Source organism: Hominilimicola sp., from assembly GCF_046972485.1.
Taxonomy (GTDB): Bacteria; Bacillota; Clostridia; order UBA1381; family UBA1381; genus Hominilimicola; species Hominilimicola fabiformis.
Genome location: NZ_JBKVWU010000003.1, coordinates 30473 through 55491 on the forward strand (window position 1 = coordinate 30473; position 25019 = coordinate 55491).

At 39.3% G+C, this 25019-nt stretch carries 21 protein-coding genes and 1 pseudogene; 14 read left to right on the forward strand and 8 right to left on the reverse strand.

Going from position 1 to position 25019, the window contains the following annotated elements; genetic code table 11:
- Nucleotides 1-192: 192 nt before the first annotated feature.
- Nucleotides 193-1854, reverse strand: coding sequence for a 2-isopropylmalate synthase (gene leuA / locus ACLTU0_RS00775; protein WP_412321008.1), 1662 nt, complete (start codon nucleotides 1852-1854; stop codon nucleotides 193-195).
- Nucleotides 1855-2221: 367 nt separating this feature from the next.
- Here leuA and ACLTU0_RS00780 point away from each other — a divergent pair, with 367 nt between their 5' ends.
- The 3 genes from ACLTU0_RS00780 to ACLTU0_RS00790 all read left to right on the forward strand — a co-directional run bounded on the left by ACLTU0_RS00780 (nucleotide 2222) and on the right by ACLTU0_RS00790 (nucleotide 4211).
- The gene (locus ACLTU0_RS00780) at nucleotides 2222-2773 is read left to right on the forward strand and encodes a manganese efflux pump MntP family protein (protein WP_412321010.1); all 552 of its coding nucleotides are present in this window, start codon (nucleotides 2222-2224) and stop codon (nucleotides 2771-2773) included.
- A gap of 278 nt (nucleotides 2774-3051) precedes the next feature.
- Nucleotides 3052-3906 carry a 16S rRNA (adenine(1518)-N(6)/adenine(1519)-N(6))-dimethyltransferase RsmA gene (rsmA, locus tag ACLTU0_RS00785; RefSeq protein ID WP_412321011.1) on the forward strand — a complete coding sequence of 285 codons (855 nt, stop codon included), beginning with the start codon at nucleotides 3052-3054 and terminating at the stop codon, nucleotides 3904-3906.
- Between the two features lie 11 nt (nucleotides 3907-3917).
- Nucleotides 3918-4211, forward strand: a complete 294-nt coding sequence (locus ACLTU0_RS00790) for a helix-turn-helix domain-containing protein (RefSeq protein ID WP_022228907.1) — start codon at nucleotides 3918-3920, stop codon at nucleotides 4209-4211.
- Between the two features lie 47 nt (nucleotides 4212-4258).
- Here the strand turns inward: ACLTU0_RS00790 and typA are convergent, their stop codons facing one another.
- Complete coding sequence (typA, locus tag ACLTU0_RS00795) at nucleotides 4259-6085, reverse strand: translational GTPase TypA (RefSeq protein WP_022228908.1); 1827 nt, start codon at nucleotides 6083-6085, stop codon at nucleotides 4259-4261.
- Nucleotides 6086-6259: 174 nt separating this feature from the next.
- Between typA and argS the strand changes: the two genes are divergently transcribed.
- Both argS and ACLTU0_RS00805 read left to right on the forward strand, forming a co-directional pair.
- Nucleotides 6260-7960 (forward strand): arginine--tRNA ligase, encoded by a 1701-nt coding sequence (argS, locus tag ACLTU0_RS00800; RefSeq protein WP_147514367.1) that lies wholly within the window; start codon nucleotides 6260-6262, stop codon nucleotides 7958-7960.
- A 70-nt stretch (nucleotides 7961-8030) separates the two neighbouring features.
- Nucleotides 8031-8198 carry a hypothetical protein gene (locus tag ACLTU0_RS00805; RefSeq protein ID WP_308456532.1) on the forward strand — a complete coding sequence of 56 codons (168 nt, stop codon included), beginning with the start codon at nucleotides 8031-8033 and terminating at the stop codon, nucleotides 8196-8198.
- 308 nt (nucleotides 8199-8506) lie between these two features.
- On the opposite strand, the gene ACLTU0_RS00810 is transcribed toward ACLTU0_RS00805, so the two are convergent.
- A complete protein-coding gene (locus tag ACLTU0_RS00810; protein WP_412321013.1) occupies nucleotides 8507-9529 on the reverse strand; it encodes an aldo/keto reductase in 1023 nt (340 codons plus the stop codon).
- 164 nt (nucleotides 9530-9693) lie between these two features.
- Here ACLTU0_RS00810 and ACLTU0_RS00815 point away from each other — a divergent pair, with 164 nt between their 5' ends.
- Nucleotides 9694-12957, forward strand: a complete 3264-nt coding sequence (locus ACLTU0_RS00815; RefSeq protein WP_412321014.1) for a glycoside hydrolase family 2 protein — start codon at nucleotides 9694-9696, stop codon at nucleotides 12955-12957.
- Nucleotides 12958-13114: 157 nt separating this feature from the next.
- Here ACLTU0_RS00815 and sleB read toward each other — a convergent pair whose 3' ends face one another.
- The 5 genes from sleB to ACLTU0_RS00840 form a co-directional block, all read right to left on the reverse strand.
- Nucleotides 13115-13771 (reverse strand): spore cortex-lytic enzyme, encoded by a 657-nt coding sequence (sleB, locus tag ACLTU0_RS00820; RefSeq protein ID WP_412321015.1) that lies wholly within the window; start codon nucleotides 13769-13771, stop codon nucleotides 13115-13117.
- Nucleotides 13772-13828: 57 nt separating this feature from the next.
- Nucleotides 13829-14497 carry a ComF family protein gene (locus ACLTU0_RS00825; protein WP_412321017.1) on the reverse strand — a complete coding sequence of 223 codons (669 nt, stop codon included), beginning with the start codon at nucleotides 14495-14497 and terminating at the stop codon, nucleotides 13829-13831.
- A gap of 1 nt (nucleotide 14498) precedes the next feature.
- A complete protein-coding gene (locus tag ACLTU0_RS00830; protein ID WP_118446219.1) occupies nucleotides 14499-14744 on the reverse strand; it encodes a DUF6171 family protein in 246 nt (81 codons plus the stop codon).
- Complete coding sequence (locus ACLTU0_RS00835) at nucleotides 14744-16213, reverse strand: alpha-N-arabinofuranosidase (protein ID WP_412321019.1); 1470 nt, start codon at nucleotides 16211-16213, stop codon at nucleotides 14744-14746. Before ACLTU0_RS00835 ends, ACLTU0_RS00830 begins: the two co-directional genes overlap by 1 nt.
- 114 nt (nucleotides 16214-16327) lie before the next feature.
- Entirely contained in the window at nucleotides 16328-16840 is a 513-nt protein-coding gene (locus ACLTU0_RS00840; RefSeq protein ID WP_337599743.1) for a cysteine hydrolase family protein, read from the reverse strand.
- A gap of 133 nt (nucleotides 16841-16973) precedes the next feature.
- Here ACLTU0_RS00840 and ACLTU0_RS00845 point away from each other — a divergent pair, with 133 nt between their 5' ends.
- The 8 genes and pseudogenes from ACLTU0_RS00845 to ACLTU0_RS00880 all read left to right on the forward strand — a co-directional run bounded on the left by ACLTU0_RS00845 (nucleotide 16974) and on the right by ACLTU0_RS00880 (nucleotide 24858).
- Nucleotides 16974-17168, forward strand: coding sequence for a spore coat associated protein CotJA (locus ACLTU0_RS00845; RefSeq protein WP_022228918.1), 195 nt, complete (start codon nucleotides 16974-16976; stop codon nucleotides 17166-17168).
- Nucleotides 17168-17428 carry a spore coat protein CotJB gene (locus ACLTU0_RS00850; protein WP_117968139.1) on the forward strand — a complete coding sequence of 87 codons (261 nt, stop codon included), beginning with the start codon at nucleotides 17168-17170 and terminating at the stop codon, nucleotides 17426-17428. Before ACLTU0_RS00845 ends, ACLTU0_RS00850 begins: the two co-directional genes overlap by 1 nt.
- On the forward strand, nucleotides 17428-18078 hold the full coding sequence (locus ACLTU0_RS00855) for a manganese catalase family protein (RefSeq protein ID WP_412321021.1): 651 nt from the start codon (nucleotides 17428-17430) through the stop codon (nucleotides 18076-18078). Before ACLTU0_RS00850 ends, ACLTU0_RS00855 begins: the two co-directional genes overlap by 1 nt.
- 150 nt (nucleotides 18079-18228) lie before the next feature.
- Entirely contained in the window at nucleotides 18229-19236 is a 1008-nt protein-coding gene (locus ACLTU0_RS00860; protein WP_022229793.1) for a hypothetical protein, read from the forward strand.
- Between the two features lie 8 nt (nucleotides 19237-19244).
- The gene (locus ACLTU0_RS00865; RefSeq protein ID WP_412321023.1) at nucleotides 19245-19571 is read left to right on the forward strand and encodes a hypothetical protein; all 327 of its coding nucleotides are present in this window, start codon (nucleotides 19245-19247) and stop codon (nucleotides 19569-19571) included.
- 66 nt (nucleotides 19572-19637) lie between these two features.
- A complete protein-coding gene (locus ACLTU0_RS00870) occupies nucleotides 19638-20156 on the forward strand; it encodes a hypothetical protein (protein WP_412321025.1) in 519 nt (172 codons plus the stop codon).
- Between the two features lie 292 nt (nucleotides 20157-20448).
- A pseudogene (locus ACLTU0_RS00875) lies at nucleotides 20449-21495 on the forward strand (DUF6273 domain-containing protein); the annotation flags it as partial.
- 60 nt (nucleotides 21496-21555) lie between these two features.
- Entirely contained in the window at nucleotides 21556-24858 is a 3303-nt protein-coding gene (locus ACLTU0_RS00880; RefSeq protein ID WP_412321029.1) for an SHIRT domain-containing protein, read from the forward strand.
- Nucleotides 24859-25019 lie beyond the last annotated feature (161 nt).

A 25019-nucleotide genomic window follows, 5' to 3' on the forward strand; every position in this document is an offset into this window, starting at 1 on the left:
TTAATGTACTAAATAATTTACAAATATACCAACTATTTAGTACATTTTAATTTTACAAAAAAAAATCCTTTTTGTCAATATATTTTTATTGAATTGTAATTTAAACGGGAAAATTGGTATAATTTAATTCTAATCAGTAAATATATTATAAAAAAAGTGGCAGAAAAACTGCCACTTTTTTTATAATGATGTTTAGTTATCTGCAAGCATTTTGTTTACTGCCGAAATAAGTGCATAGATTGACGCGGTGTTAATATTTGCGTCAACGCCTGCACCCCAATAAGTTTTGTGGTGGTTGTGATCATTGATTTCAATATATGTTGCCGCTCTTGAATTTGATGAACGTGTTAGGGCGTGTTCTGTGTAGTTGCAGATTTCAAACTGCTGACCCAAGAATTGTCTTAGACCGTTGCAAAGTGCGTCCAAAGGACCGTTACCCTTGCCCTCGATAGAGGTAACTTTTCCGCCCTTTTCGATAGTAGCCGAAAGAATTGTACAGTCATCTTCCTCCGTTGAACGATAGAAACGGGTTTTAATAGGCTCTGCCACATTCACATATGTATCCTTGAATGCTTGATGTATTTCGTGATTTGTAAGTACGGTTTTCTTTTCGTCAGACATATCTGTGATAAGTGAAGAAAATTCCGCAAGCATTGGCTTCGGTAGGGTGTAGCCGTACTTGTTTTCCATAATATAGCTTACACCGCCTTTGCCCGACTGGCTGTTGATAAGAATAGGCTCATATTTTCTGCCGATGTCGGTAGGGTCGATTGTAAGGTATGGGTTAGCCCATTTATTTGACGGACTTGAACCGAATTTATCCATACTCTTTTTGATTGCGTCCTGATGAGAACCCGAGAATGCAACGTATGCCATTTCACCTGCGTATGGGTGTCTTGGGTTAATCGGCAAACGATTATACTTTTCGTATACTTCGATGATTTCATCAATATTTTCAAGATGAAGTTCGGGGTCGATACCTTGACAGAACATATTAAGTGCAACGGTGATAACGTCCGTGTTACCTGTTCTTTCACCGTTACCGAATATTGTACCCTCAACTCTGTCCGCACCTGCAAGCAATGCAAGTTCGCTTGACGCAACGCCTGTACCTCTGTCGTTATGTGCGTGAACGCTGATAACAAGATGTTCGCGATTGTTAAGGTGCTTGCACATATATTCGATTTGGTCGGCATATACGTTTGCTGTCGCAACTTCGATAGTTGACGGAAGATTTACGATAACTTTGTTTGTTTCAGACGGCTTGAATACATCAAGTACGGCATTTGTAACTTCTGCCGCGTAGTCCGGCTCTGTACAAGTGAAACTTTCCGGTGAATATTCAAAACGAATATTTCCGTCAAGCTGACCGTCAACAAGGCTCATTACAAGCTTTGCACCGTCAACGGCAAGCTGTTTGATTTCTTCCTTGCTCTTTCTGAAAACAACTTCACGTTGAAGTGTTGAAGTTGAGTTGTAAAGGTGAATAATTGCGTTTTTAGCACCCTTCAGAGCCTCAACGGTTTTCTTTATAATATGTTCTCTTGCCTGTGTAAGCACTTGAATTGTGACATCATCAGGAATAAGATTTTCGTCAATAAGACGGCGAACAAATTCAAATTCTGTATGCGACGCTGCCGGAAAACCTACTTCGATTTCCTTAAAACCGAGCTTTACAAGGAATTTGAAAAATTCGATTTTTTCTTCTGTCGTCATAGGTGAGTAAAGTGCCTGATTACCGTCACGAAGGTCAACACTGCACCAAATCGGAGCATGAGTTATTTCATTGTTCGGCCACTGACGATCCTCAAGCGGAATCGGATGGTACATTTTTTGATATTTTTTATAATTCATAATGAACACTGCCTTTCCGGCGAATACGCCTAAAATAATATATGAAATTTCTAACTAAAAAAGCTGAGCCACAATGTGACCCAGCATAATTTCAATACAGTTCAGTACAGAAAAACAAAACTGAAGACCACATTGTCGATTCAGCTTAGGAGTAGGAGGTTATTCAAATTTGTCTTTGAAAATTTATCCATAATTCCGTACCCCTTTCTATACTATATGGCTATTCTACAATAAAATCAAGGCTTTGTCAATATTATTTTGAAAATTAATATATAGAATTTATAGGGTGAAATTGCGGATTATATAGTGATTTTTTATACATTAAAGGAATAGACGGAGCATATATTGGACGTAGGAGGATTGGTTTATGGATATACTGTCTTTATTGTTCCTTGCTGTTGCACTTGCGATGGATGCATTTTCGGCGGCGGTTACGGACGGAATGATTGTGAAAAAAATACGATTTTATGAAGCGATTAAAGTGGGATTGTTTTTCGGTGTGTTTCAGTTTCTGATGCCTTGTATCGGAAATTTGGTGTCGGGGTTTGCAACTGATATTGTGGAACGGTTTGACCATTGGATTGCGTTTGTGCTTTTGGGATTTTTGGGACTGCATATGATATGGGAGTCACGCACCGAACAGGAAATACCGAAAAATCCTTTAAAAAATTCATCGCTTTTGCTTGCGGCAATCGCAACAAGTATTGATGCACTTGCGGCAGGCGTTACGCTTGCGGCGGTTGATACGCCGATTTTGTTTTCGTCCGCGGTTATCGGAATTACAGCATTTTTGTTTTCGTTCGGCGGTGTTTTTATCGGTAAGAAGTTCGGAGGTTTTCTCGGCTCAAAGGCAGAATGTATCGGCGGAATTATTCTTATATTAATAGGCGTAAAAACACTTGTCGAGCATTTATATTGACTAAATTTGCAAAGTGGGATATAATGATATTAGACTGTAGACAAAACCGCTACGGTTTTGTCTACCTTATTTTTGGGAGTTTGAGGTGCAACCTCAAGTTATAATCATTTCTGACGACATGCGCGGCAGAAATGGCTTAAAATCTAAAGTTTCGACTTTGGAGGAACTTTATGATTTTTTCTCTGAAAATACTCAAAAATTACATCTATGATGTGATTTTTGGAGCTGGCGACATCTTGTCGCCAGACTCGATAATATTTATGAAGGGATATTATAATATGGATTTAACTTCACCACGCACGATAAGAAATATTCAGGAACAATTCGGTTTTACGTTTAAAAAAGGTCTTGGACAGAATTTCCTGACTGCACGAAACATACTTGAAGAAATAGTTGACGCCGCAGAGATTGAAAGCGGTGTTATAGAGGTCGGACCGGGATTCGGCGTGCTTACGAGCGAGCTTGCGCAAAACAGCGATAAGGTCGTTACGATAGAAATAGACGAACGTTTGATTGATGTGCTTGACTACACACTTGCGGAATATGACAATGTAAAAATCATAAACGAAGATATTTTAAAACTTGATTTGAAAAAAGTTATTGACGATGAATTTAACGGCGAAAAAGTCAGTATAGCGGCAAATTTGCCGTATTACATCACTACACCGATTATCACTAAATTGCTTGAGGAAAAATTACCGATTAAAAATATAGTGGTTATGGTGCAGAAAGAGGTTGCCGAGCGTATGTCGGCAAAGCCGTCAACAAAGAATTACGGTGCGATAACGGTGCTTTGTCAGTATTATACGGAGCAGTCAATCGTGGCAAATGTTCCTGCGTCACTGTTCGTTCCGCCGCCAAAGGTGGACAGTGCGGTGTTAGAATTAAAGGTACTTGATAAACCGTCGGTGGAAGTAAAGGACGAGGGAGTATTTTTCAGAGTGGTGAAAGCGGCATTTTCACAGCGAAGAAAAACTCTTTTAAATTGCCTTTCGGCAAATTTTGCTATTCCGAAAGATGAAATATCAACACTTCTTGAAAGTATAGGAATTGCACCGTCAAGACGCGGTGAAACACTTTCACTTGAAGAATTTGCAAATATCGCCGATACATTATTACAAAAGATAAAATAGGAGGATTTTCAATGGAAATCTTTTCATTTGGTGAACGACTTATGATTTACCGTAAAAGAGCGGGACTTTCCAAAAAAGAACTTGCGAAAAGAGTAGGGATAAGTGTTTCGACACTTACCAAGTATGAAAATGACGAATCACAACCGAATGTCGATATGCTTACCGATTTGGCTATTGCACTTGACATATCTGTTATGAAACTGCTTTCAGGTTTCGGTGATCCGATTCGTGAAAAATACAGACAGGGACTTTTAAATATTTCGCTTGAAAAAATGAATGCTCTGCAAGAAAGGCATTTGCTATAAAAAAATAGGATTGCGATTAATGCAATCCTATTTTTATGTTATGTTTTTTATTTCTTCTTGTTGCCTGCTTTTGCTCGAAGGCTTGTGCTTAGAATTTTCTTTCTCATTCTAAGGTGGTTTGGAGTTACTTCCAACAATTCATCATCGGCGATAAAGTCAAGGCACTGTTCAAGGCTCATTTCTCTTGGAGGAACAAGTCTTAATGCATCATCAGAACCTGATGAACGGGTATTTGTTGCGTGCTTTTTCTTACATACGTTAACAACAACGTCCTCAAGTCTTGCGTTTTCACCGACAATCATACCTTCGTAAACCTTAACGCCCGCACCTACGAACAAAGTACCTCTTTCCTGTGCGTTGTAAAGACCGTAAGTAATAGTTGTACCGTCCTCCCAAGCGATAAGAGTACCGCGGGTTCTGCCGTTAAAGTCACCTTTGTACGGCTCGTATTTTTCAAGAATACTGTTTATGATACCCGTACCCTTTGTTGCGGTAAGAAGTTCACTTCTGTAACCGATAAGACCTCTTGACGGAATTAAAAATTCAAGCCTTGTGTATCCCTGTGCAGTCGGTGCCATATTTGTCATTTCACCTTTACGGTTTATAACACCGTCCATTACAGTACCTGTGTATTCATCCGGAACGTCAACTGTAAGTCTTTCGATAGGCTCACATTTAACGCCGTCAATTTCTTTATAAATAACAACAGGATTTGAAACTTGGAATTCATAACCCTCACGGCGCATATTTTCGATAAGTACTGAAAGGTGAAGTTCACCACGTCCAGAAACGATAAAGCTTTCTGTCGAATCTGTTTCGTCAACTCTAAGACTTACGTTTGAATCAAGTTCTCTGAACAATCTGTCACGAAGATGGCGGGAAGTAACGAATTTACCGTCTTGACCTGCAAACGGACTGTCATTAACGCTGAAAGTCATTGAAAGTACAGGGTCATCGATTTTTACGAACGGAAGTGCTTCGGGATTGTCAACGTCACAAACCGTTTCACCGATATTAATATCAGCGATACCCGAAATTGCGACAACGTCACCGGCACCGACTTCGTCTGTAGGAACCTTTTTAAGTCCTTCAAAAGTAAATAGCTTTGTAGCTTTTCCTCTTGTTACTTTACCGTCATGACGGCAGATCGAAAGCGGCATATTAACCTTTATACTGCCTCTTTCGATTTTACCTACTGCGATACGGCCTGTATAATCATCATAGTCAATGTTTGAAACAAGCATTTGGAACGGTGCGTCGTCCTCGCATTTAGGGCAAGGAATTGAATTTACGATAAGTTCAAACAATTCTGTAAGGTCATTGTTCGGTTGTTCCGGATTGTATTCTGCGGTTGCCCAGCCGTCACGTCCCGACGCATATATAACAGGAGTGTCAAGCTGTTCTTCTGTTGCACCCAAATCGATAAACAGGTCAAGCACTTCATCAACAACTTCGTAAGGTCTTGCGTTCGGTCTGTCAACCTTGTTTACAACGATAACGGGCTTTAGGTCAAGTGCCAATGCCTTTGACAATACGAAACGTGTCTGCGGCATACAGCCTTCAAATGCGTCAACAAGCAAAAGTACGCCGTCAACCATTTCCAGACCGCGTTCAACTTCACCGCCGAAATCGGCGTGTCCCGGTGTATCGATAATATTTATTTTAACACCCTTGTAGTAAAGAGAAGTATTCTTTGCAAGGATTGTGATACCTCTTTCTCTTTCAAGGTCGTTTGAGTCCATAACTCTTTCGTCCACTTGTTCGTTTTCTCTGAATGTACCGCTCTGTGCAAGCATTGCGTCAACAAGCGTTGTCTTACCGTGGTCAACGTGGGCGATAATTGCGATATTTCTTATATTTTCACGTTTTATCATAATTAATCTCCTAATCTCCTCATTTTATTACTCTAACCTCTTTATTATATACCCGTTTTGCAATTATTACAATATTTTTGCCGAAAAAACAGAATAATGTACAAAACCGACCTTGCATAAACACTGTTTAAATGTTATAATAACAAGTGATTTAATAAATGAGGAGTAAAGATAATGGATTTTAAAGAACATATAATTGAAAAAATTGTTGATATAACAGGACTTGAAAGAGAAGTTGTGGAAAAATCCGTCGAAGTTCCGCCTGATGAAAAAATGGGCGACATCGCATTTCCGTGCTTTCCGCTTGCAAAGGTTATGAGAAAAGCACCTCCTATTATTGCGCAGGAGCTTGCCGAAAAAATGTCGGGTGACGATATGATTGAAAAAGCACAGGCTGCCGGCGGTTATTTAAACTTCTTTTTAAACCGTGAAAAGTTTATTTCCGAAACAGTTTCTTCTGCACTTGACGCAGGCGAGGATTGGGGCAAGTCGGATATGGGTAAGGGCAAGACTGTGCTTGTCGAATATTCGTCACCGAATATAGCAAAGCCGTTCCATATCGGTCACCTTTTCTCAACAGCTGTCGGAAATTCACTTTCAAAGATTTACAAGCACCTTGGATATGACGTTCAGTCGCTTAATCACCTTGGCGACTGGGGTACGCAGTTCGGTAAGCTTATATGTGCTTACAAGAGATGGGGTGTTAAAGAGGTTATCGAAAAAGACCCTATAAACGAGCTTTTAAAGATATATGTAAAATTCCACGAAGAAGCTGAAAAGCACCCTGAACTTGACGATGAAGCAAGAGGATATTTCAAAAAACTTGAGGACGGTGACGAGGAAACAACGGCTCTGTGGACATATTTCAGAGATATAAGTCTTGTTGAGTTCAAGCGAGTATATGATATGCTTGGCGTTAAGTTTGATTCATATAACGGCGAAGCATTCTATTCGGATAAAATGGACGAAGTTGTCGATATACTTCGTGACAAAGGATTGCTTACCGAAAGTGACGGCGCACAGGTTGTTGACTTGTCGGAGCTTAATATACCGCCTTGTATCGTGCTTAAATCGGACGGTGCGACAATTTACGCAACACGTGATATTGCGGCGGCTCTATATCGTCACAGAACGTATGATTTCTATAAAAATATATACGTTGTCGGTATTCCGCAGTCACTTCACTTTAAGCAGATATTTGCCGTAATGAAAAAAGCCGGCTGGGATTGGGCAGATGATTGTGTTCACGTTGGTTTCGGTCTTGTAAAACTTCCGGGTAAGAATATGTCAACACGTCACGGTGACGTTGTATTCCTTGAGGACGTTTTAAACGAATCAATCGAAAAGACTAAGGAAATTATCGAGAAAAACGGCTCAAATGTTGAGGATATCGAGGACGCGTCAAAGAAAATCGGTATCGGCGCAATACTTTATACATTCCTTAAAAATTCGCGTGAAAAGGATATTATATTCAGTTGGGATACTATGCTTGACTTTGAGGGCGAGTCTGCTCCGTATTGTCAGTACGGTTATGCGCGCGGCAGAAGTATTTTGAGAAAAGCAGAGGGTATTGATTACTCAAACGCAGACTTTTCAAAAGCGGCATCTGATGAGGCATATTCGCTTGTAAAGCAAATTAACGGATTCGGTGACGCGGTAAAAGATGCGGCAGACAAGAACGAGCCGTTCTATATAAACAGATACGTTACAAATCTTACAAAGTCATTCAACAAATTCTATAACACCAATCCTATTATGAAAGACGATGTTGACGAAGAAACAAAGAAAGCACGTCTTGCAATAGTTGACGCAACAACAAAGGTTATAAAGACAGCATTGGGCTTGCTTGGAATTGAAACTGTTGAAAGTATGTAATTTATAAAAGGGTGTTGTATGTGCAATGATATATTCGCAAAATATAAATAAAGTGTGTGCCGTCTGTCAGATGGCACATAAAAAAAGCGAAGATGAAATGTATTGTGATATAAAAAAACAAGCGGTGTCCGTTACCGATACCGCTTGTGATAAATTCAAATACGATATTTTAAAACGTCATGTAAGACGTATGCGTAAATTGAAAACGAATTTTAATCCTGAGGATTTTTCACTGTAACAGTGCTTGACATGACATTTGTTAAGTGTTATAATTCAAATAGAGAGTAGGAGCAGTAAAACGATTGTTTCTACTCATGTAGTTTGGTTTTAGTAGAAGAAATCTACATTCAACCGCCCTATGCCAGTAGGGCGGTTATTTCTTTATTACCCATACAATAAGCAAAATCAACAATAATTGTACCGTTGTTTCACTCATAGCTGAATCCTTTCCGAAACAACCGCCTACCGCTCAAACTCAATATCCGAGCCGTTAGGCTGTTTATAATATATCATATTTTTCGGTTATGTGCAAGCAAACCGCTTTTTTTAAAATTCTTTTCCGTTTAAAATTTCAACGTAATCTTTATAATTTTCCTCCAAAAGTTTTGGGGTATCAAGTCCGTAAGGACATTTTGATTTACATTGATTACAGTGCAGACAATTTTCTATCTTTTTCATTTTAGCCTGAACAGCCGGAGTAAGCTGAAGTTCGGACGGTGAACGTCTTAGAAGAAGTGACATTCTTGCACAGTTATTTATTTCTATACCGACAGGACAAGGCATACAATATCCGCAACCGCGACAAAATTCGCCTGCAAGCATTTTTCTGTCATTATCAATAAGTTCCTTAATTTCACCTGTCACAGACGGTGGGTTTGTGTTGTAACTCAAAAATTCGTTAAGCTCACTCATACGCTGAACACCCCAAATAGGAAGTACGTTATCATATTGTGCCATAAACGCATAAGCGGCGGCGGAATTTGTTATAAGACCGCCCGAAAGTCCTTTCATTGCTATAAAACCGAGATTATTCTTTTTACAGTTTTCAACTATCGCAATATCTTTGTCCGTTGCAAGATAGCAGAACGGGAACTGAATTGTGTCGTAAAGTCCGGAGTCGATAGCCTCTTGTGCGACTGCAAGACGGTGATTTGTAAGACCGATAAAACGAATTTTGCCTTGTGCTTTTGCCTCAAGCATTGCCTCATAAAGTCCTGTACCGTCATTCGTTTTCGGACAGAATGACGGATTGTGGAATTGGTAAATATCTATGTAATCCGTTTTCATATTGTTAAGACTTGTATTTAGGTCTTTCCAAAAATCATCGGCATTTTGTGCGGCGGTTTTTGTGGCAATGTATATTTTGTCACGAACGTCAGACAGCGCATAACCGATTTTTTCTTCACTGTCTGTGTAAAAACGTGCGGTGTCAAAAAAATTAATTCCGCTGTTATACGCATGAAGAAGTATTTCTTTTGCGGAATCAAAGCTTATACGTTGTATCGGCAATGCACCGAATCCGTTCTTACAGACTTTAATTTTTGTCCTTCCTAAAGTTACATAATCCATATGTTTTCGCCTCTTTAAATCAAGTTTTCTTAAATTATATCATATAGATTTACCACATTCAACATAAAAAGCAATCTTTGCAATTTAAAAGACAATTATTGAATAACAAAAATGTGTGTGATGTGGTAAAATAGAAATAACATTATAATGGAGGAATTTTGTTTATGAAAGAGGGTAAAGTTTTCTGTTTTCATCACGGCTGGCATTTCCTGCTTGCGGATGAGTTTCCTATGCAAAAAGCACTTGAAAAGCATAAGGATAAAAACGGACGCTGTTTTTATGAACTTGATTATATAGAAGAAAATTGGGAGAGAGTAACGCTTCCGCATACGTTTAACGATACCGATTTGTTTCGTGACAGAATAAAGGACGCCGGCAGCGGTCAAAAACGTACTGCGGCATTTTACAGAAATTATTTGACCGTTCCGAAAGAATATTGCGGTCAAAAGGTACTTATCGAATTTGAGGGAATACGTCAGACGTGCTATTTGTACGTAAACGGTAAAATGGTCGGATATGTCGAAAACGGTGTTGCACCGTTTGGGTTTGATTTGACGCCGTTTATCGATTACGATAAACCGAATTTAATCGCTGTTGCGACTGACAACACCGCCACGCGTGAAACGGATTTTTGTATTGCAGAAACACCGAACAAGCCTGACGTTATACCTGGTTCGTACTTGTTTCCGCAGGACAAAGAGGTCGATAAAGCGTGTGAGGGTGTGGGATATTTCTGGAATTGCAATGACTTCAATCCGTCTGTCGGCGGTATAACAAGACCTGTAAAAATTCATTTTAAACCAAAGGTGCATTTGACTTTGCCGCTTTACAGCAATCTTATGACAAAGGGTACATATATTTACGGCAGTGATTTTGATATACAAAACGGTACGTCGAAAATAAATGTTGAGTCGGAAATCAGAAACGAAAGCGGAAAAGATGTTAAGGCATATATTGAGATAATCGTAAAAAATATTGACGGCGAAGAAGTAATGCGTTTTAAATCGGACGAATGTGTTGTAAATTCAACAAGTGCTAAAATACCGCCGTTGTCAATAACGCCGACAGACGCATATATTGCGGAGATTTTGCCTGACGGGAGAAAGCACTATACAGCGGTTAATGATGAAAGCAAACTCGGCGAAACGGTTACAAAGTCGCTTAACGTAACGGAAGTAAGTGCCGTTTCGGATACAACAAAGCTGAATTTTTGGAGCATATCCAATCCGTTTTTGTACAGAGCGGAAGTAAGACTTTTTGCGGACGGCGAATTGTGCGACAGTGAAGTTATCGAAACGGGTTTCAGAAAGGTCGGTTACGACAAGGATAGGGGCGTGCTTTTGAATGATGTTCCTGTTTGGCTTAGGGGTTACGCACAAAGGGCAACGAATGAATGGGCGACAATCGGCATTGCACCCGAATGGCTGAAAGACGTTGACGCAATGCTTATAAAAGAAAGTAATGCAAACCACATTCGCTTTATGCACGTTGCAGGCTCAAAAGCAGATGTTCGTTCGTTTGACCGTCACGGTATTGTGTGTACACAACCTGCAGGTGACAAAGAACGTGAGAATTTCGGCAGACAGTGGAAACAAAGAGTTGAACTTATGCGTGATGTGATAATTGCGTTTAGAAACAGTCCGTCAATCCTGTTTTGGGAGGCGGGCAACAATTCGATAAATAAAGAGCATATGGCTGAAATGCGTGCGATTAAAGAAAAACTTGACCCAAGCGGCGGAAGATTTATGGGTTGCCGTACATTGAATACAGAGGACGTTATAGAAGAATCCGAATTTGTCGGAACTATGCTTAACCGCCATGCCGCAAGATTTACCGCCGAGCATGGACCGATTATGGAAACTGAATATTTGCGTGAAGAAGCACCGAGAAGAATATGGGACGATTTTTCACCGCCTGATTTTGATTATAAGACAAAGTGGGGCGGAAAGGGCGGCCGTAAGCAGGTAGGTATTGATTTTTACGATATGACGTCGGAGGACTTGGCACTTGCTTCGGCTAAAGGCTATGGCGAATTTTTCAATGACAGAATAGGCGGTGCGTCAAAAAAGGATTATTACAGCGGTTGTGCGGCTTTGTGCTGGACAGATTCGGCACAACACGGCAGACAGGCGTACAGTGAAAACGCAAGAATGAGTGGCAGAGTTGACGCAGTGCGTAATAAAAAGCAGAGCTTCGACGTGTTCCGCGTTATGCAGTCACCGAAAAGTGCGGTTAAAATTTTCGGTCACCGGAATTATCCTAAAGCTGACGGTGACAATTATAAATACAATGTGAAAAAGTTCAACGGCACATATTGGGAAGAAACAGGCGAAACGAATTTTCGTGACGCACATAATAAGACGGTGTATGTAATCGGCAGTTATGATATTGCGAAAATTGTTTTAAAAGTCAACGGCAGAGAAGTCGGGGTGTGCGATAAAACGATTTACACATTTGTGTTCCCGTTTCCGAATATCGACATAACCGAAAGCGGTGAGATAACCGCATACGGATATGACTGCGGCGGCAATCTTGTTGCAAATGACACGATTAAAACAGTCGGTGAACCGTCACAAATTCACTTAACACTTCACACCGATACAAACGGACTTAAAGCTGACGGCAATGACGTTGCATACGTTGATATTGAAGTAACCGATGAAAACGGCGATATTTGTCCGTTGTGTTATGATAAAATTGACTTTGAATTCAGCGGTGACGGTGTATTCTTGGGCGGATATAACAGCGGTAAATTTGATTTCGGAGATAAGTACGAGAGTGTTATACATAAAAATTACGTCTATGCCGAGTGCGGTACGAACAGAGTGTTTATTCGTTCGACAGAAAATGTCGGAAAGCTAAAGCTAAAGGCGAATATGAACGGCATAACGGCGGAAATTAAATTTGAAAGTGTTGAAACTAAAAATTATACTCTTACGGAATGTACGTTTGACGGAATATACGAAGATTGCAAAAATGACGCAGACAGAGCGGAATTTGAGGCGATAGAAGAAATCGATAAGATTAAGTACATTCCCGAATCCGAGCCTTACTGCAAAATACTTGTGAACGGTCAAGAGCCTGATACAAGGGGAGTAAGAAGCCTTAATAAAAACGGTCGTATATGGGGTGCGGTGATTTGTATTCTTGAACGTCTTAAAACCGAGTGGAGCGAACATTTCGACTTTGAATATAATTCGGACGAAAAAATACTTACACTGAAAAGCGGTGAATATGTCGTTACGGCAGAGTGCGGACGTACTCATTTACGTGTAAACGGAAATGAAAATCTTATGGACGGTGAGCCGTATATTTCGGACAGCGGACAATTCGTTATGGAAGTCAGCGCGATAGCGTCATATATTGACGGCGTAAGTGCGTGGTATGACGATAAAGTGGAAGTTTTCAGAATAGAAACCAAACAATAAAAGACTGTCGGCAAAAAATCGCCGACAGTCTTTTTTAATCATTATCATTATTGTTATTCTTCTTTAATTTTCTGCGGCCGTCTATAACGACCAAAAGCAGAAATATTACAATAAGAACAGTCAATACAATAGCTTTTGCAGACATAATTTATTCTCCTTATTTACAGAAAACGTGTTTTCCGATAGTTTTAATAATAGGTCTTGTACGGATCCATGAACTTGTTGCTGTGGATGGGTTGTAGTAATATATTGCACCGCCTGTCGGATCCCAGCCGTTCAAAGCGTCACGCGCGGCATTATAGCAAGATGATTGTATCGCTTTGTTAATCTGTCCGTCATCAACGGCGGTAAATGCACCGGGTTGATATACAACTCCTGCGATTGTGTTCGGAAACGAGGAATGACGTACGCGGTTTAAAACAACAGCACCTACTGCCACTTGCCCCTCATAGCTTTCACCTCTTGCTTCACCGTTTATAACCATTGCAAGAAGTGTTGTATCATTAGAATATGAACTTGATGATGAGCCTGTCGGCAAACCTATTTTTGAAAGTGTTGCAGGACCTGAGATACCGTCGGCGGTAAGACCGTTCTTACGCTGAAATTCTTTCACCGCATTGGCGGTACGCCAACCGTATATTCCGTCAACACTTCCGCTGTAATATCCCCAAGACTTAAGCCTTGTTTGAATATTTGTGACTTCCTGACCTTGCGAGCCTATCTTTGACAATGCGAAAACGGTACTTTCGCAAAACACACAACATATCACTGTTGACAATAAAATTACCGATATTCGTTTAGATATATGTTTCATAAGAAATCCTTTCTTTCTTGATGTAATATATATCTATTTTTAACGGATATTTTGTTTTTAATACGCAATTATAGGTAATTTTATTTGAACGTGAATTGCAAGCGTCAAAGCACATATTTGTTCAGCACCGTTATTCGCCAATTCTCTTGCACAAGACTGAGCGGTGTTTCCAGTGGTGTAAATATCGTCAAAAAGCAATATTTTCTTACCGTCACATTTTTCTGTGCATTTGAATGCACTCTGAACATTTGTAACACGTTCCGTTCGTACAAGTGAACTTTGTTTTTTAGTTGCTTTTGTGCGGATAAGCAAATCTGTACGCATAGGTATTTTTAAATACTCCGCAACTTCTTTTGCTATAAGTTCGGATTGATTGTAACCGCGTTCCCTTAAACGTTTCTTGTGCAGAGGCACCGGAACGATATAATCAAATGTATCCCATATATCATATGAATCAAGATAATTTTTCATCATATCGGCAAGTAATTTTGCATAGGCTTTGCAATTTGAGAATTTTAAATCAAGTATAACTTTACGCATACTTTTTGTGTATTCAAAGGGTGACATTGTGAAAGCGATATGTTCCGTACCTTGATAAGGTGAGGCGTATGCCGTCTTGTCAAGATTTTCAAAACAGTGACGGCATATGCCGATTTTACCGTTTATAAGGTGAGCGGTGTCGCTCTCTTTTCGTTCGTCACAAAATACACAAATATACTTACTCATATTACCACTTTTTCTTCGGACATTTGCCGTCCGATAATCTCGCTCTTACCTGCATAACACAGCCGCATACACCGCACGTTGAGCCGTACATAAAATCATCGCAGTTTTGACAAATATCAAATCTGTTTTCATATACATCACTGCTTACAAGCCGTACACTTTTCATTGAAGTGACTTGCTCAACCATTTTTTGAATATCGTCTTCGGAAAGAACGGTTTTTAATCCGCACCGTTTACATTTTGCCATTACTTTAATGTTATTACACAAGCACTCATTTTAGGCAGCTTGAATGAAAGTTTACCGTTTTCAAGTGATACATCAAACTTTTTCGGCTCAACAGTGTTCGGTGCGTCAAATGTGTTGCAGTCGTTCATATGCTCCGATACAAGAATTTCTCCGTCTGCAACAGAAAATTCACCGTCACGCAAATCAAGCTCCATATCTTCGTCACCGTCAAGACTTGTGTTGCAGATTGAAACAGTCATTTCACCGTTTTTCTTTGAAGCGGAAATGCTGATTTTAGGGAACTTCAAGCCGTTGATTCCCTGTTCTTCGCAGTCATAGTCAACGTCAACTCTTTCGCCGTCCATATGACCTTTCATCATTCTGAACAAGTGATATGTAGGTGTAAGCACCATTTTTTCACCGTCCGTAAGAATCATTGCCTGAAGTACGTTCACCATCTGTGCAATGTTAGCCATCTTAACACGGTCGTTGTGCTTGTGGAAAATGTGAAGTATAAGCATACCGCTTATAACGTCACGCATAGTATTCTGCTGATATAAAAATCCCGGATTAGTTCCGATTTCAACATCAAACCAGTTGCCCCATTCGTCTACGATAAGGTCGATTTTCTTTTCCGGATCGTATCTGTCCATAATTGCAGTGTGAACGTTTATAACTTTGTCCATCTTCATAGCGTTAGCCATAAGTTTATACCAACCGTCATTGTCAAATTCGGTTGCACTGCCTTTGTTTTCCCAAGCACTTTCAAAAGTATAGTTGTGCAGAGAAATACCCTCTGTCATATGACGGATATTCTGCATTAATGTTTCCATCCAACGAGTATCGTCAACGTTTGGACCGCCTGCAATTTTGTAGATTGGCTCATCGCCGTAGTTTCTTATAAATGTTGCATATCTCTTGTATAGGTCGGCGTAATATTCGGGACGCATATTACCGCCGCAACCCCAGTTTTCATTGCCGACACCGAAGAATTTTAACTTCCAAGGCTTTTCGCGACCGTTTTTACGGCGTTCGTTTGCAAGCGGTGAATCACCGTCAAATGTCATATATTCAACCCAGTCACGCATTTCCTGTACAGTACCGCTGCCGACATTTCCGCATATGTACGGCTCTGTTCCGAGCTGTTCGCAAAGCTCAAAAAATTCGTGTGTACCGAAGTGGTTGTTTTCGATAACACCGCCCCAATTTGTATTAACCATATAAGGACGCTGTGATTTTTCGCCTATACCGTCACGCCAGTGATAGTCGTCCGCAAAACAACCGCCCGGCCAACGCAATACCGGTATTTCAAGCTCCTTTAAAGCGTTTACAACATCACAACGCATACCGTTTTTGTTAGGTATGTCCGAATTTTCATCAACATATAATCCTTCATATATACATCTGCCAAGATGTTCGGCAAATTGACCGTAAATATATTTGCTTATCTTTCCTTGATTTCTTGCTGTATTTATTATTGCTTTTGCCATTTCATTTCCTCTCTTTCACATACAAAAAATATCCATTTTGATTATACTATGACCGAATTTTAAATGCAATATGTTAAAAAAAATACTCTGATATTTAATGTTTTTTTCTGATTTTTAAAGTACTTTTATGAATAAACCTTTCATAACGTCAAGCGATTTTTGATGTATTTCTTCGTCTGCCGCGGCGGTAAGAGATGAGTCGACAATTATTTCGGAATTCGGACAAGCCGATTTTGCCATAACGGCATTTGAAAGTACGCATATGTTGCTCACAAGTCCGCAAAGCTCTATTGTATCGAAGTCTTTGCCTTCAAGATACTTTGCCATTTCAAGCGATGGGAATGTATTTTTTTCAAAACATAGATTGCCTTTTAAAGCGTCGGCTAATCCGCCGTAAAGCTTGTGACCGACGGTTCCTTTAATGCAATGGGGAACAGGCAGACTTTTACCCTCTGCTGTGGTGAGATAGTCGTCAAAATGAGTGTCTAAAGTATATATTATTTCGTCATTTTGGTATTCGGCGATTTTTTCTAAAATGCCTTTTTCAAGCTCTTTTGCTTTGTCAAAACCAAGACTTCCGCATACAAAATCATTTTGGTAATCTACTACTATAAGTAATCGTTTCATATTCATTCACTCCTTTTTCATTATTATAACTTAAATCAAAGAATATGTAAATAAATTTCACCTTTATTGGTATAAAATCATACTATATATTACGGATATGTAAATCCGAATTTGAAAAAAGGAGTTGTTATAAATGTCAGAATCAAATAAACCGAGCTGCCCTTATCCGAAGTGCGGTTGTGTCGGCTACGGTTATGTTCCTGTGCAGGAAATGGAAGAAGTTTATGATGATTGTACAGGGCTTATGCAAGGTACGATATTCCCTGAACTTGATTTGAATATGTGTGAATACGGTAAGGTTTGTAAACAGTGGGGAGGCGGTATGTGATGGAATGTTCAAGAGTTGAAATGCTGAAAAAAATTCAGTGCAGTAATTTTGCCGCTTATGATATGCTTTTGTATCTTGATACCCATTCGGACGATAAAAAGGCATTCAGAATGTTTCAGGCACTTGTTAAGAAAACCAAGGAATTGAAATGTGAATATGAAGAAAAATTCGGCCCGCTAAACCAGTTTTCAACCGCTATGCAGGATGAGTTTAACTGGCTTGATAATCCGTGGCCGTGGGAAAAGGAGGCTAATAAGTAATGTTTAGTTATAATAAATTTCTTGAATTTCCGGTAAAGGTTTCAAAACCAAATCCACGTCTTGCAAATGTGGTTATAACTCAATACGGCGGTCCAAACGGTGAACTCGGCGCGTCACTTAGATATTTGTCGCAAAGATATACTATGCCCGATGAAGTTTCAAAGGGGTTGCTTACGGATATAGGTACGGAGGAGCTTGCTCATTTGGAAATTGTCGGCTCACTTGTTGCACAGCTTTCAAAAAATGCTCCGCCTAAAGAGTGGAGCGAAATGGGCTCGTGGGAGTATTATTCGGATAACGGTGCGTCAGTGTTCCCACAAAGCTCACAAGGCTCACCTTTTAACGCCGCAAGCATCGCCGTAACCGGTGATCCGCTTACAAATCTCTATGAAGACTTGGCTGCGGAACAAAAAGCACGTGCCGTATATGATAACATACTTAAATTGTCAGATGACCCTGACGTTAATGAAGTAATTAAATTCTTGCGCCAGCGTGAAGTAGTACATTTCCAAAGATTCGGTGAAGCAATTTTGACTCATTCAAACAGATTTGGGGTATATATAGCGTGTGTGAAAATGCAATTTATAGACATTGAAAATTATAAATTTTTGCTTGAAATATTATTATTGATAAATGTGAGTAGGAGGTGAGGACATATTCTTGGACTCCTAAAGTAGTAAAATAAATGTATACATAAGAACAGATAGAAATTGCATAAAAAGAATATGAACGCTTAGGTTCTGTCCAAGCGGTCATAAATTTATTGGAATATCCATCAAGTAGTACCCTGTACCGATGGTATGAAAGAAAACTTGCAGAAAAAAACAAATTATCATGGTTCGCTTGATAAACCATATATAATTAAGGAAAAAATCATTAATGCACCTAATCATCCTCGTATTCCTGATACAAGTTTAAAATTAGATGCAATTAAGTGTTGCTTTTCTATTGGCGAAGGTGTAGAATATGTATCAAGAGATATTGGTTACAGCCGTGCCAGTATATATTCATGGTATCGAAAAATATGTACTGCAACCACCGTAGGAATTATAGGTAGTTCATTTATTACAGGACCAATGCATGCTGCAAGTGCTATTGGTGAATTTGCAAATGTAGTAGTATTAGTAAGGTTTAATGGTGATACACAAGGTGATAACGGCACTGGGTTTAATAAACCGTATAATAGCACCATAACAAATGCACCGAGAACATATTGGGAAAGTTTAATACGTAAGTTTAACGGTGTAAATGACACATTTGCTGGGGGTTCATTTAAAGAATATTTGAGAGATATGTCCGGTGGACAACATATGGTAGAGTCTGTATTTCCTCAGACAAATAGTAATGATGGTACAGTGTATTATTTAACTATGGATAAAACGGTTGATGAATACAAAGGTTCTGTACAGGAAATACAGCTTATTAAAGAAATTGCAAATCAGTTGAACACAAAGTATCCGAATCTTGACGGAAAGATGATAGATAAAGATAATGACGGTGTTGTAGATAATCTTATGATTATAGCATCGGTACAGTCTTATGGACATTTTGTATCACATGCGACAAATGCAGGAAATGATACGAAACTCGCAGGAAAAGGAATAGGACCATATAATTTGATAAAAACAACATTTAGCGATACATCAGGTTATTATGGATTTAATATTCATACAGCAGCACATGAATACATACATTCGGAGTACCGGATTATTAGCGTCAAAGTTATGTATCTGAGGCGAGTGACACACCGGTTGGAATATGGGATCCGATGTGTATTCCGGGAGGAAGACCTTGGCCTCTGGCAGTAACTCGTGAAGTGATTGGATGGACGAAAGTTGATGAAATTCAACCACAGAATGGTGAATATACGTTGTATGAGGCATCGGCTGCATATAAGGATGAAAATAAGAGACAGGCGATAAAGGTAAAAACTCCGTTTTCTCCGACTGAATATTTTGCTATAGAATATCGTAAAAAGGGAGAAAGATATAAGTTTGATACATTTGACCAGACAGCACCTGCAGATGGTATTATTGTATATAGAGTAAATCCGACATATAAGGATGAGGGTAATCTGAGAGGTAATGATTATATCTATGTGTATCGTACAAATGATACAAGTATTACAGCATCAGCAGGTTAAATTAGAAATGCACAGGTAGGATTGTCGCAATATCTTGCAACAAGGCAAGAAATAGGAAGTCTTGATTTGTATAAAACAATAACAGATAATGCTATCTGTTATTCAGACGGTCGAAATTCCGGTATACATATTAAAGTAACAGAGCAGACGGCGGATTCAATTAAATTTAGTATTGAATTTCCGGATTATGACAATATGGATATGTGGCAATCAGTTTCAAATTCAGACGGAAGTAATCTATTGTCAAACATTATGGCATCGGAAGTAAAAACAACAGCGGATAAAAATAACATGTATGTACTTGCGCAGGACTTTTCGTCATCAACTGTAGTAAAGTATAGTGGAGATAAGTGGACGAATCTTGGTAAGTGTTCAACGTCTGCCGGAAATGGAGCAATAGTGATATTTAACAATGAAGTATATGTACTCTTTGTCGATTTCAAAGGGAAATGCGAACTGAAAAAATATTCAAATAATAAATGGAATACAGTGTCAACACTGAATATCGGATCAAATAAAATTCAAGCACTTTTATGGAATAACTTAGAGGATATTTCACCACTTTGCAAAGCGGCTGAAATATAAATGATTTATTATACAACAAAGATTTTATATGATTTTATTACAAATATATTATACGAAAGAAGGCGTAAAAATGAAAAATAAACAAATTAACAGAACTCTGTCTTTGCTACTTTCTGTTGTTATGGTATTGAGCTTATGCCCTTTAATTGCTAAGGCGGAGGGAACAAAACCGAATATCAAAATTGGAGATTATATTAAACTAGGTACATATGAGAATGAACCAATTTTGTGGCGTTGTGTGGACATAGATGACAACGGTCCGCTAATGCTTATGGATAAGGTGTTGGGAAGTATGCCATATGATGCCAAAACCAGCGAGAACAGTGCGACAAGATCCCATAGCCGTAATAGTTTTAGAAGTAGTTACGGTTCCAACCACTGGAGGGATAGCAATATGCGTTCGTGGCTTAACTCAGATGCTGATGCAGGCAAGGTAGATTGGCTTTGTGGCAATCCACCGAAGAGTGATTACGTTGGATATGGAAGTGAATATGACAAAAAAGCCGGATTTTTAAATGGTTTCAGTAAAGCTGAAATAGCCGCTATCAAAACTGTGACACAGCGTTCTATTGTGTCTCATCCGGAGTATAGTGCTGGTTATATAGCAGGACCGGGATCTGATCTTCCGTATAATACAGATATTGCGTCAGTAGCATATGGCTTTGAAAAGGCGTATTATGAAAATATTATAGACAAGGTGTTTTTGCCTGATGTTAAACAACTAAACACAATTTATAATAACAGTAACATACTGGGAAATTACTATCTTGCGAAGAATAAGGATGGGATCAGGTGGTCATATTGGCTACGTACTCCGATTACGGATTGTAATCATGATATGAGGTATGTGGAAACTGATGGAAATATTTATCGTGTTGCACCGTACTTTGGACATATCGGTGTTCGTCCTGCATTCTATCTCGATACAGATTATTATATCGTTTCGGAAGGAAATGGCGAAGTGAATTCACCCTATGTCGGTGATGCTGCAGATAAACCCGGAGATGACATTAGTATTTCAGGACCTGATGAGGAAGGTGGAGATGGAGACTGGGATATTGATACAGATCAGAGTATTCAACTAAATCTTGGCCCATGGTACTCATCGGATGGCGAGTATGCAAACTCGACCATACCAGTGCAAGTGATTCAAAAGACACGTAGCGATTTGGAAAACATGGTTATCGTCATTTGTGGTGAGGGCTACACTAAAGATCAGCAGCAGAAGTTTATAAATGATGTTAAGCGAATATGGGCAGGTGTTTTGAAACATGAGCCTTACCGTAGTATGGCAGATAGATTCAATGTTTATGCTCTCTGCACGGCATCAAAGACCAGTGGGTTTGCCAGTGAAAACACATTCTTTGATATAACAATGTCAACAACTAGTAGAAGCCCAATGATATCACTTTATAAGAGTGTGCTGAAAAACCAGATTCTCACACGTTGTATTGGACCTGCATTTATTGAAAAAATTCACGATGCACATATCAAAGAAAAAACAAATCCTAATGAAATAACAATAGGCGACGAATATGCTCCTTATTATTATGTCAATGAATACATCAGTCAGTTCGTTGTACTGGTAAACAGTGGACAATATGGAGGAGCATCAATGAATAATCTTGATGTTGGTCTACATTATGTTACTGCAACGGTAGATAATATACAATCTGAATATACTTTGGCTCACGAATTGGGCCATGGTCTGCTACATCTTGGCGATGAGTATAATGCATATGGTGGAGCATATACAATGCCAGAACAGCAAGATAAACAGTCGTTAAATATAGCAGGGCTAAGGGGAAGTCCTATAACAATAAAATGGAAAGATATGCTAGGCTTTCGAAAAACATATACCTGCCGCGATAGTAATACTTCGGACTCAAGTAACATGGTTAATTCTAGCTGGCAGTGTATGATGAGGACGCAAAATCAGGAACTGTGTGATGTGTGCCAGTTGCAGGGATTTAAAGTCATGAGCCAGTTGATTAAAGATACGGATGACATCTATATAGCAATCCCGGAGGTTAAGTTGTATACCGGCAATTACAAAAATCCTTTTGAGGATTATTCAGCTTATACTGAAGCTAAATATTATGGATATTTGGCCTATGCGAGCGATCGGGCACAACGTCTTTTGAGTGGAACAAGCAAAAATAAGTTTACCAAAGATATGAAAGGTCAGGAGGTTGAACTAAGGACAATCGCTCAGAATCTCTCGGGTATTGAAGAACAAGAGATTACACTACAACTGTGGGTGGAACATGAGGATGGGACAAGGGCCGTCACAGAAAATGGTGAGGAAATTTTAAAGGAGCAAACTTTTACCGTTCCTGTCTGGGATGAAAAGGAAAACTTCTACATCAAGGGGATGAGAAACTATAGTGGTACGGAATTTGATTCAGGTCTTATGAATTGCTCTCTTATATATAAGATTCCGGAAAATGCAGACTTGAAGGATGGGGACACTATTAAGTTTTCAGTAATAGACAAAATGGGTAAAACTTTGGCTGATGATAACACAGAGACACAGAATTATGCAAATGTTACAATTAGCTATCAGCTTGAGGATAGCAACGCAGTTCCAAATACACAGACTGCTGTAATCCCTGTTCCGATTGGTACAAAGATGGATATTGAACCGCCTGAGGAGCTGTATGGATACAAATTTGTTAAGGCAGAAGGTTTGGGAAAGATTGTTGGTGATGATGGTCTGAACATTATTTGCTATTATGAGGATCCATCTGGCAAACTACCTGTTGAATATAAAGTGGAGTATGACTGGGGAACAGATTTTCCGACAGACACGACATTGCCTACAGATAATACAAAATACGACAGTATCGAAAATGCAAAAGAAGCGGTAAAGAATCAGAAGTATGATGAGAACTCAACTTCTACAGTTAAGAAGAATGACAAAGACGGTACGTGGACATTTAGCGGTTGGACTGCAACAGTAGAAGGAACAACAGTAAAGTTTACTGGTGCATGGACATTTACAGCAACTCCAATTATTACTTATACTGTTACATATGACTGGGGTACTGATTTCCCGACTGGTGAAATGTTGCCGGTTGACAGTAAGACATATAAGAGCGAGGAAGAGGCTAAAGCTGCAATGGATGGCAAGTATACAAGTTCATCAACCTCGACAGCTGAGAAAGACGGCAAGAGTGGAACTTGGAAGTTCTCAGGTTGGATTGCAACATTGATAGGAACAACAGTTAAGTTTAATGGTATGTGGACGTTTACTCCGGATGCACCGGTGGTAGATGCGGATACTCCGACCAACATTAAATTGGTGAGTGACGAATATAAGATTGGTGATAAAGCTACAGCGTTGGACGGCAAGGCTACTGTCAGTGATAATGGTGTACTATCTTATCAGTGGTATAAATCTGATAAGGCAGACAACTTCAACGGAACAGCCATAGACGGTCAGAACGGCGAGACATTTGTGCCGGATACGAGCAAAGAGGGAACCTATTACTATTATGTAATTGCTACTAACACCAAGGCAGATGCAACAGGTAAAAAAACTGCCAGTGTCACAAGCTCTATGGCAATTATCAATGTTAAGGAATCTGTCAAATACACCGTAGTTTATGATTGGGGAAGCGATTATCCAACAGATGTAACATTGCCTAAAGATGATACAAAGTACGAAAACATAGAAAAAGCCAAAGAGGCGGTGAAAAATCAGAAATATGATGAGAACTCAACGTCTACAGTTAAGAAGAATGACAAAGACGGTACGTGGACATTTAGCGGTTGGACTGCAACAGTAGAAGGAACAACAGTAAAGTTTACCGGTGTATGGACATTTACAGAGAATGCCATACCTGTAGTAACCAGAAAGCCAAGTTCAGGCGGTTCGGGGAGCTCTGGTAGTTCTACATATAATATCAAAGTGTCACCAGAGATTACAAATGGTTCTCTTTCAGTCAATCCAAGCCGTGCTTCAAATGGTAAGAAAGTGTCAGTCATTGTAAAGCCTAACAATGGTTATGTATTGGATTCTGTAATAGTCAAAGATAGTAATGATAAGGAATTTGCAGTTACAAAGCAGTCTGATGGCACTTATACTTTCATTATGCCATCTAGCAATGTAACGGTTTCGGCTAAGTTTGACACTGAGCTAGCGAAAGATGTTGTAACAGAAATTGAAAAATCAATCGAGTTTAAAGATGTAAAGAAGGGTGACTGGTACTTTGATGCCGTTCAGTGGGCAGTTAAGAATAACATAACAGAAGGTAGTGGAAAAGATACTTTCAGTCCTGATGTGATTTGCACACGCACACAGATGGTGACTTTCCTATGGCGAGTAGCAGGTAGTCCGGAACCAAAGATTACGAAGTGTGATTTCAGAGATGTGGATAACAGTGCATATTATTATAAAGCAGTTCTTTGGGCTGTTGAAAAAGGTGTCACAGTCGGTACAAGCGATACAACATTCTCACCAAATGAAAATGTAACTCGAGGACAGACGGTTGCGTTCCTATATCGTGAGGCAGGATCACCGTTTGAAACCGGAGAAGACGTTTTCAATGATGTAAATAGTAATGGTTATTACTTTAAGGCTGTATCATGGGCGACGAAGAACGGTATCACAGTCGGTACAGGCAATGGAAAATTCGAGCCGGATATGGATTGCAATCGTGCTCAAATTGTAGCAATGCTATATCGTACCCAACGATAATTTTGCTAATTTGCTTTTCATTTATATTCGAAAGATGTGGAAGAAATGACTCATATCTTTCGATAATATGTTGGAATTGCGGTAGATATAGTTGTTAAATACTTAATGCGATATATGATTTTTCAATATATAACATAATAAATAAAGAAAGGGGTGTAGAT

Coding starts and splice junctions, on each gene's coding strand:
- ACLTU0_RS00825 (WP_412321017.1), bottom strand. CDS start 14,497: ATGAGTAAGTATATTTGTGTATTTTGTGACGAACGAAAAGAGAGCGAC.
- ACLTU0_RS00860 (WP_022229793.1), top strand. CDS start 18,229: ATGAAAGAAAACTTGCAGAAAAAAACAAATTATCATGGTTCGCTTGAT.
- argS (WP_147514367.1), top strand. CDS start 6,260: ATGGATTTTAAAGAACATATAATTGAAAAAATTGTTGATATAACAGGA.
- ACLTU0_RS00805 (WP_308456532.1), top strand. CDS start 8,031: ATGGCACATAAAAAAAGCGAAGATGAAATGTATTGTGATATAAAAAAA.
- leuA (WP_412321008.1), bottom strand. CDS start 1,854: ATGAATTATAAAAAATATCAAAAAATGTACCATCCGATTCCGCTTGAG.
- ACLTU0_RS00835 (WP_412321019.1), bottom strand. CDS start 16,213: ATGGCAAAAGCAATAATAAATACAGCAAGAAATCAAGGAAAGATAAGC.
- ACLTU0_RS00790 (WP_022228907.1), top strand. CDS start 3,918: ATGGAAATCTTTTCATTTGGTGAACGACTTATGATTTACCGTAAAAGA.
- ACLTU0_RS00815 (WP_412321014.1), top strand. CDS start 9,694: ATGAAAGAGGGTAAAGTTTTCTGTTTTCATCACGGCTGGCATTTCCTG.
- ACLTU0_RS00880 (WP_412321029.1), top strand. CDS start 21,556: ATGATATCACTTTATAAGAGTGTGCTGAAAAACCAGATTCTCACACGT.
- ACLTU0_RS00850 (WP_117968139.1), top strand. CDS start 17,168: ATGGAATGTTCAAGAGTTGAAATGCTGAAAAAAATTCAGTGCAGTAAT.
- sleB (WP_412321015.1), bottom strand. CDS start 13,771: ATGAAACATATATCTAAACGAATATCGGTAATTTTATTGTCAACAGTG.
- ACLTU0_RS00810 (WP_412321013.1), bottom strand. CDS start 9,529: ATGGATTATGTAACTTTAGGAAGGACAAAAATTAAAGTCTGTAAGAAC.
- ACLTU0_RS00830 (WP_118446219.1), bottom strand. CDS start 14,744: ATGGCAAAATGTAAACGGTGCGGATTAAAAACCGTTCTTTCCGAAGAC.
- ACLTU0_RS00845 (WP_022228918.1), top strand. CDS start 16,974: ATGTCAGAATCAAATAAACCGAGCTGCCCTTATCCGAAGTGCGGTTGT.
- ACLTU0_RS00780 (WP_412321010.1), top strand. CDS start 2,222: ATGGATATACTGTCTTTATTGTTCCTTGCTGTTGCACTTGCGATGGAT.
- ACLTU0_RS00855 (WP_412321021.1), top strand. CDS start 17,428: ATGTTTAGTTATAATAAATTTCTTGAATTTCCGGTAAAGGTTTCAAAA.
- ACLTU0_RS00840 (WP_337599743.1), bottom strand. CDS start 16,840: ATGAAACGATTACTTATAGTAGTAGATTACCAAAATGATTTTGTATGC.
- typA (WP_022228908.1), bottom strand. CDS start 6,085: ATGATAAAACGTGAAAATATAAGAAATATCGCAATTATCGCCCACGTT.
- rsmA (WP_412321011.1), top strand. CDS start 3,052: ATGGATTTAACTTCACCACGCACGATAAGAAATATTCAGGAACAATTC.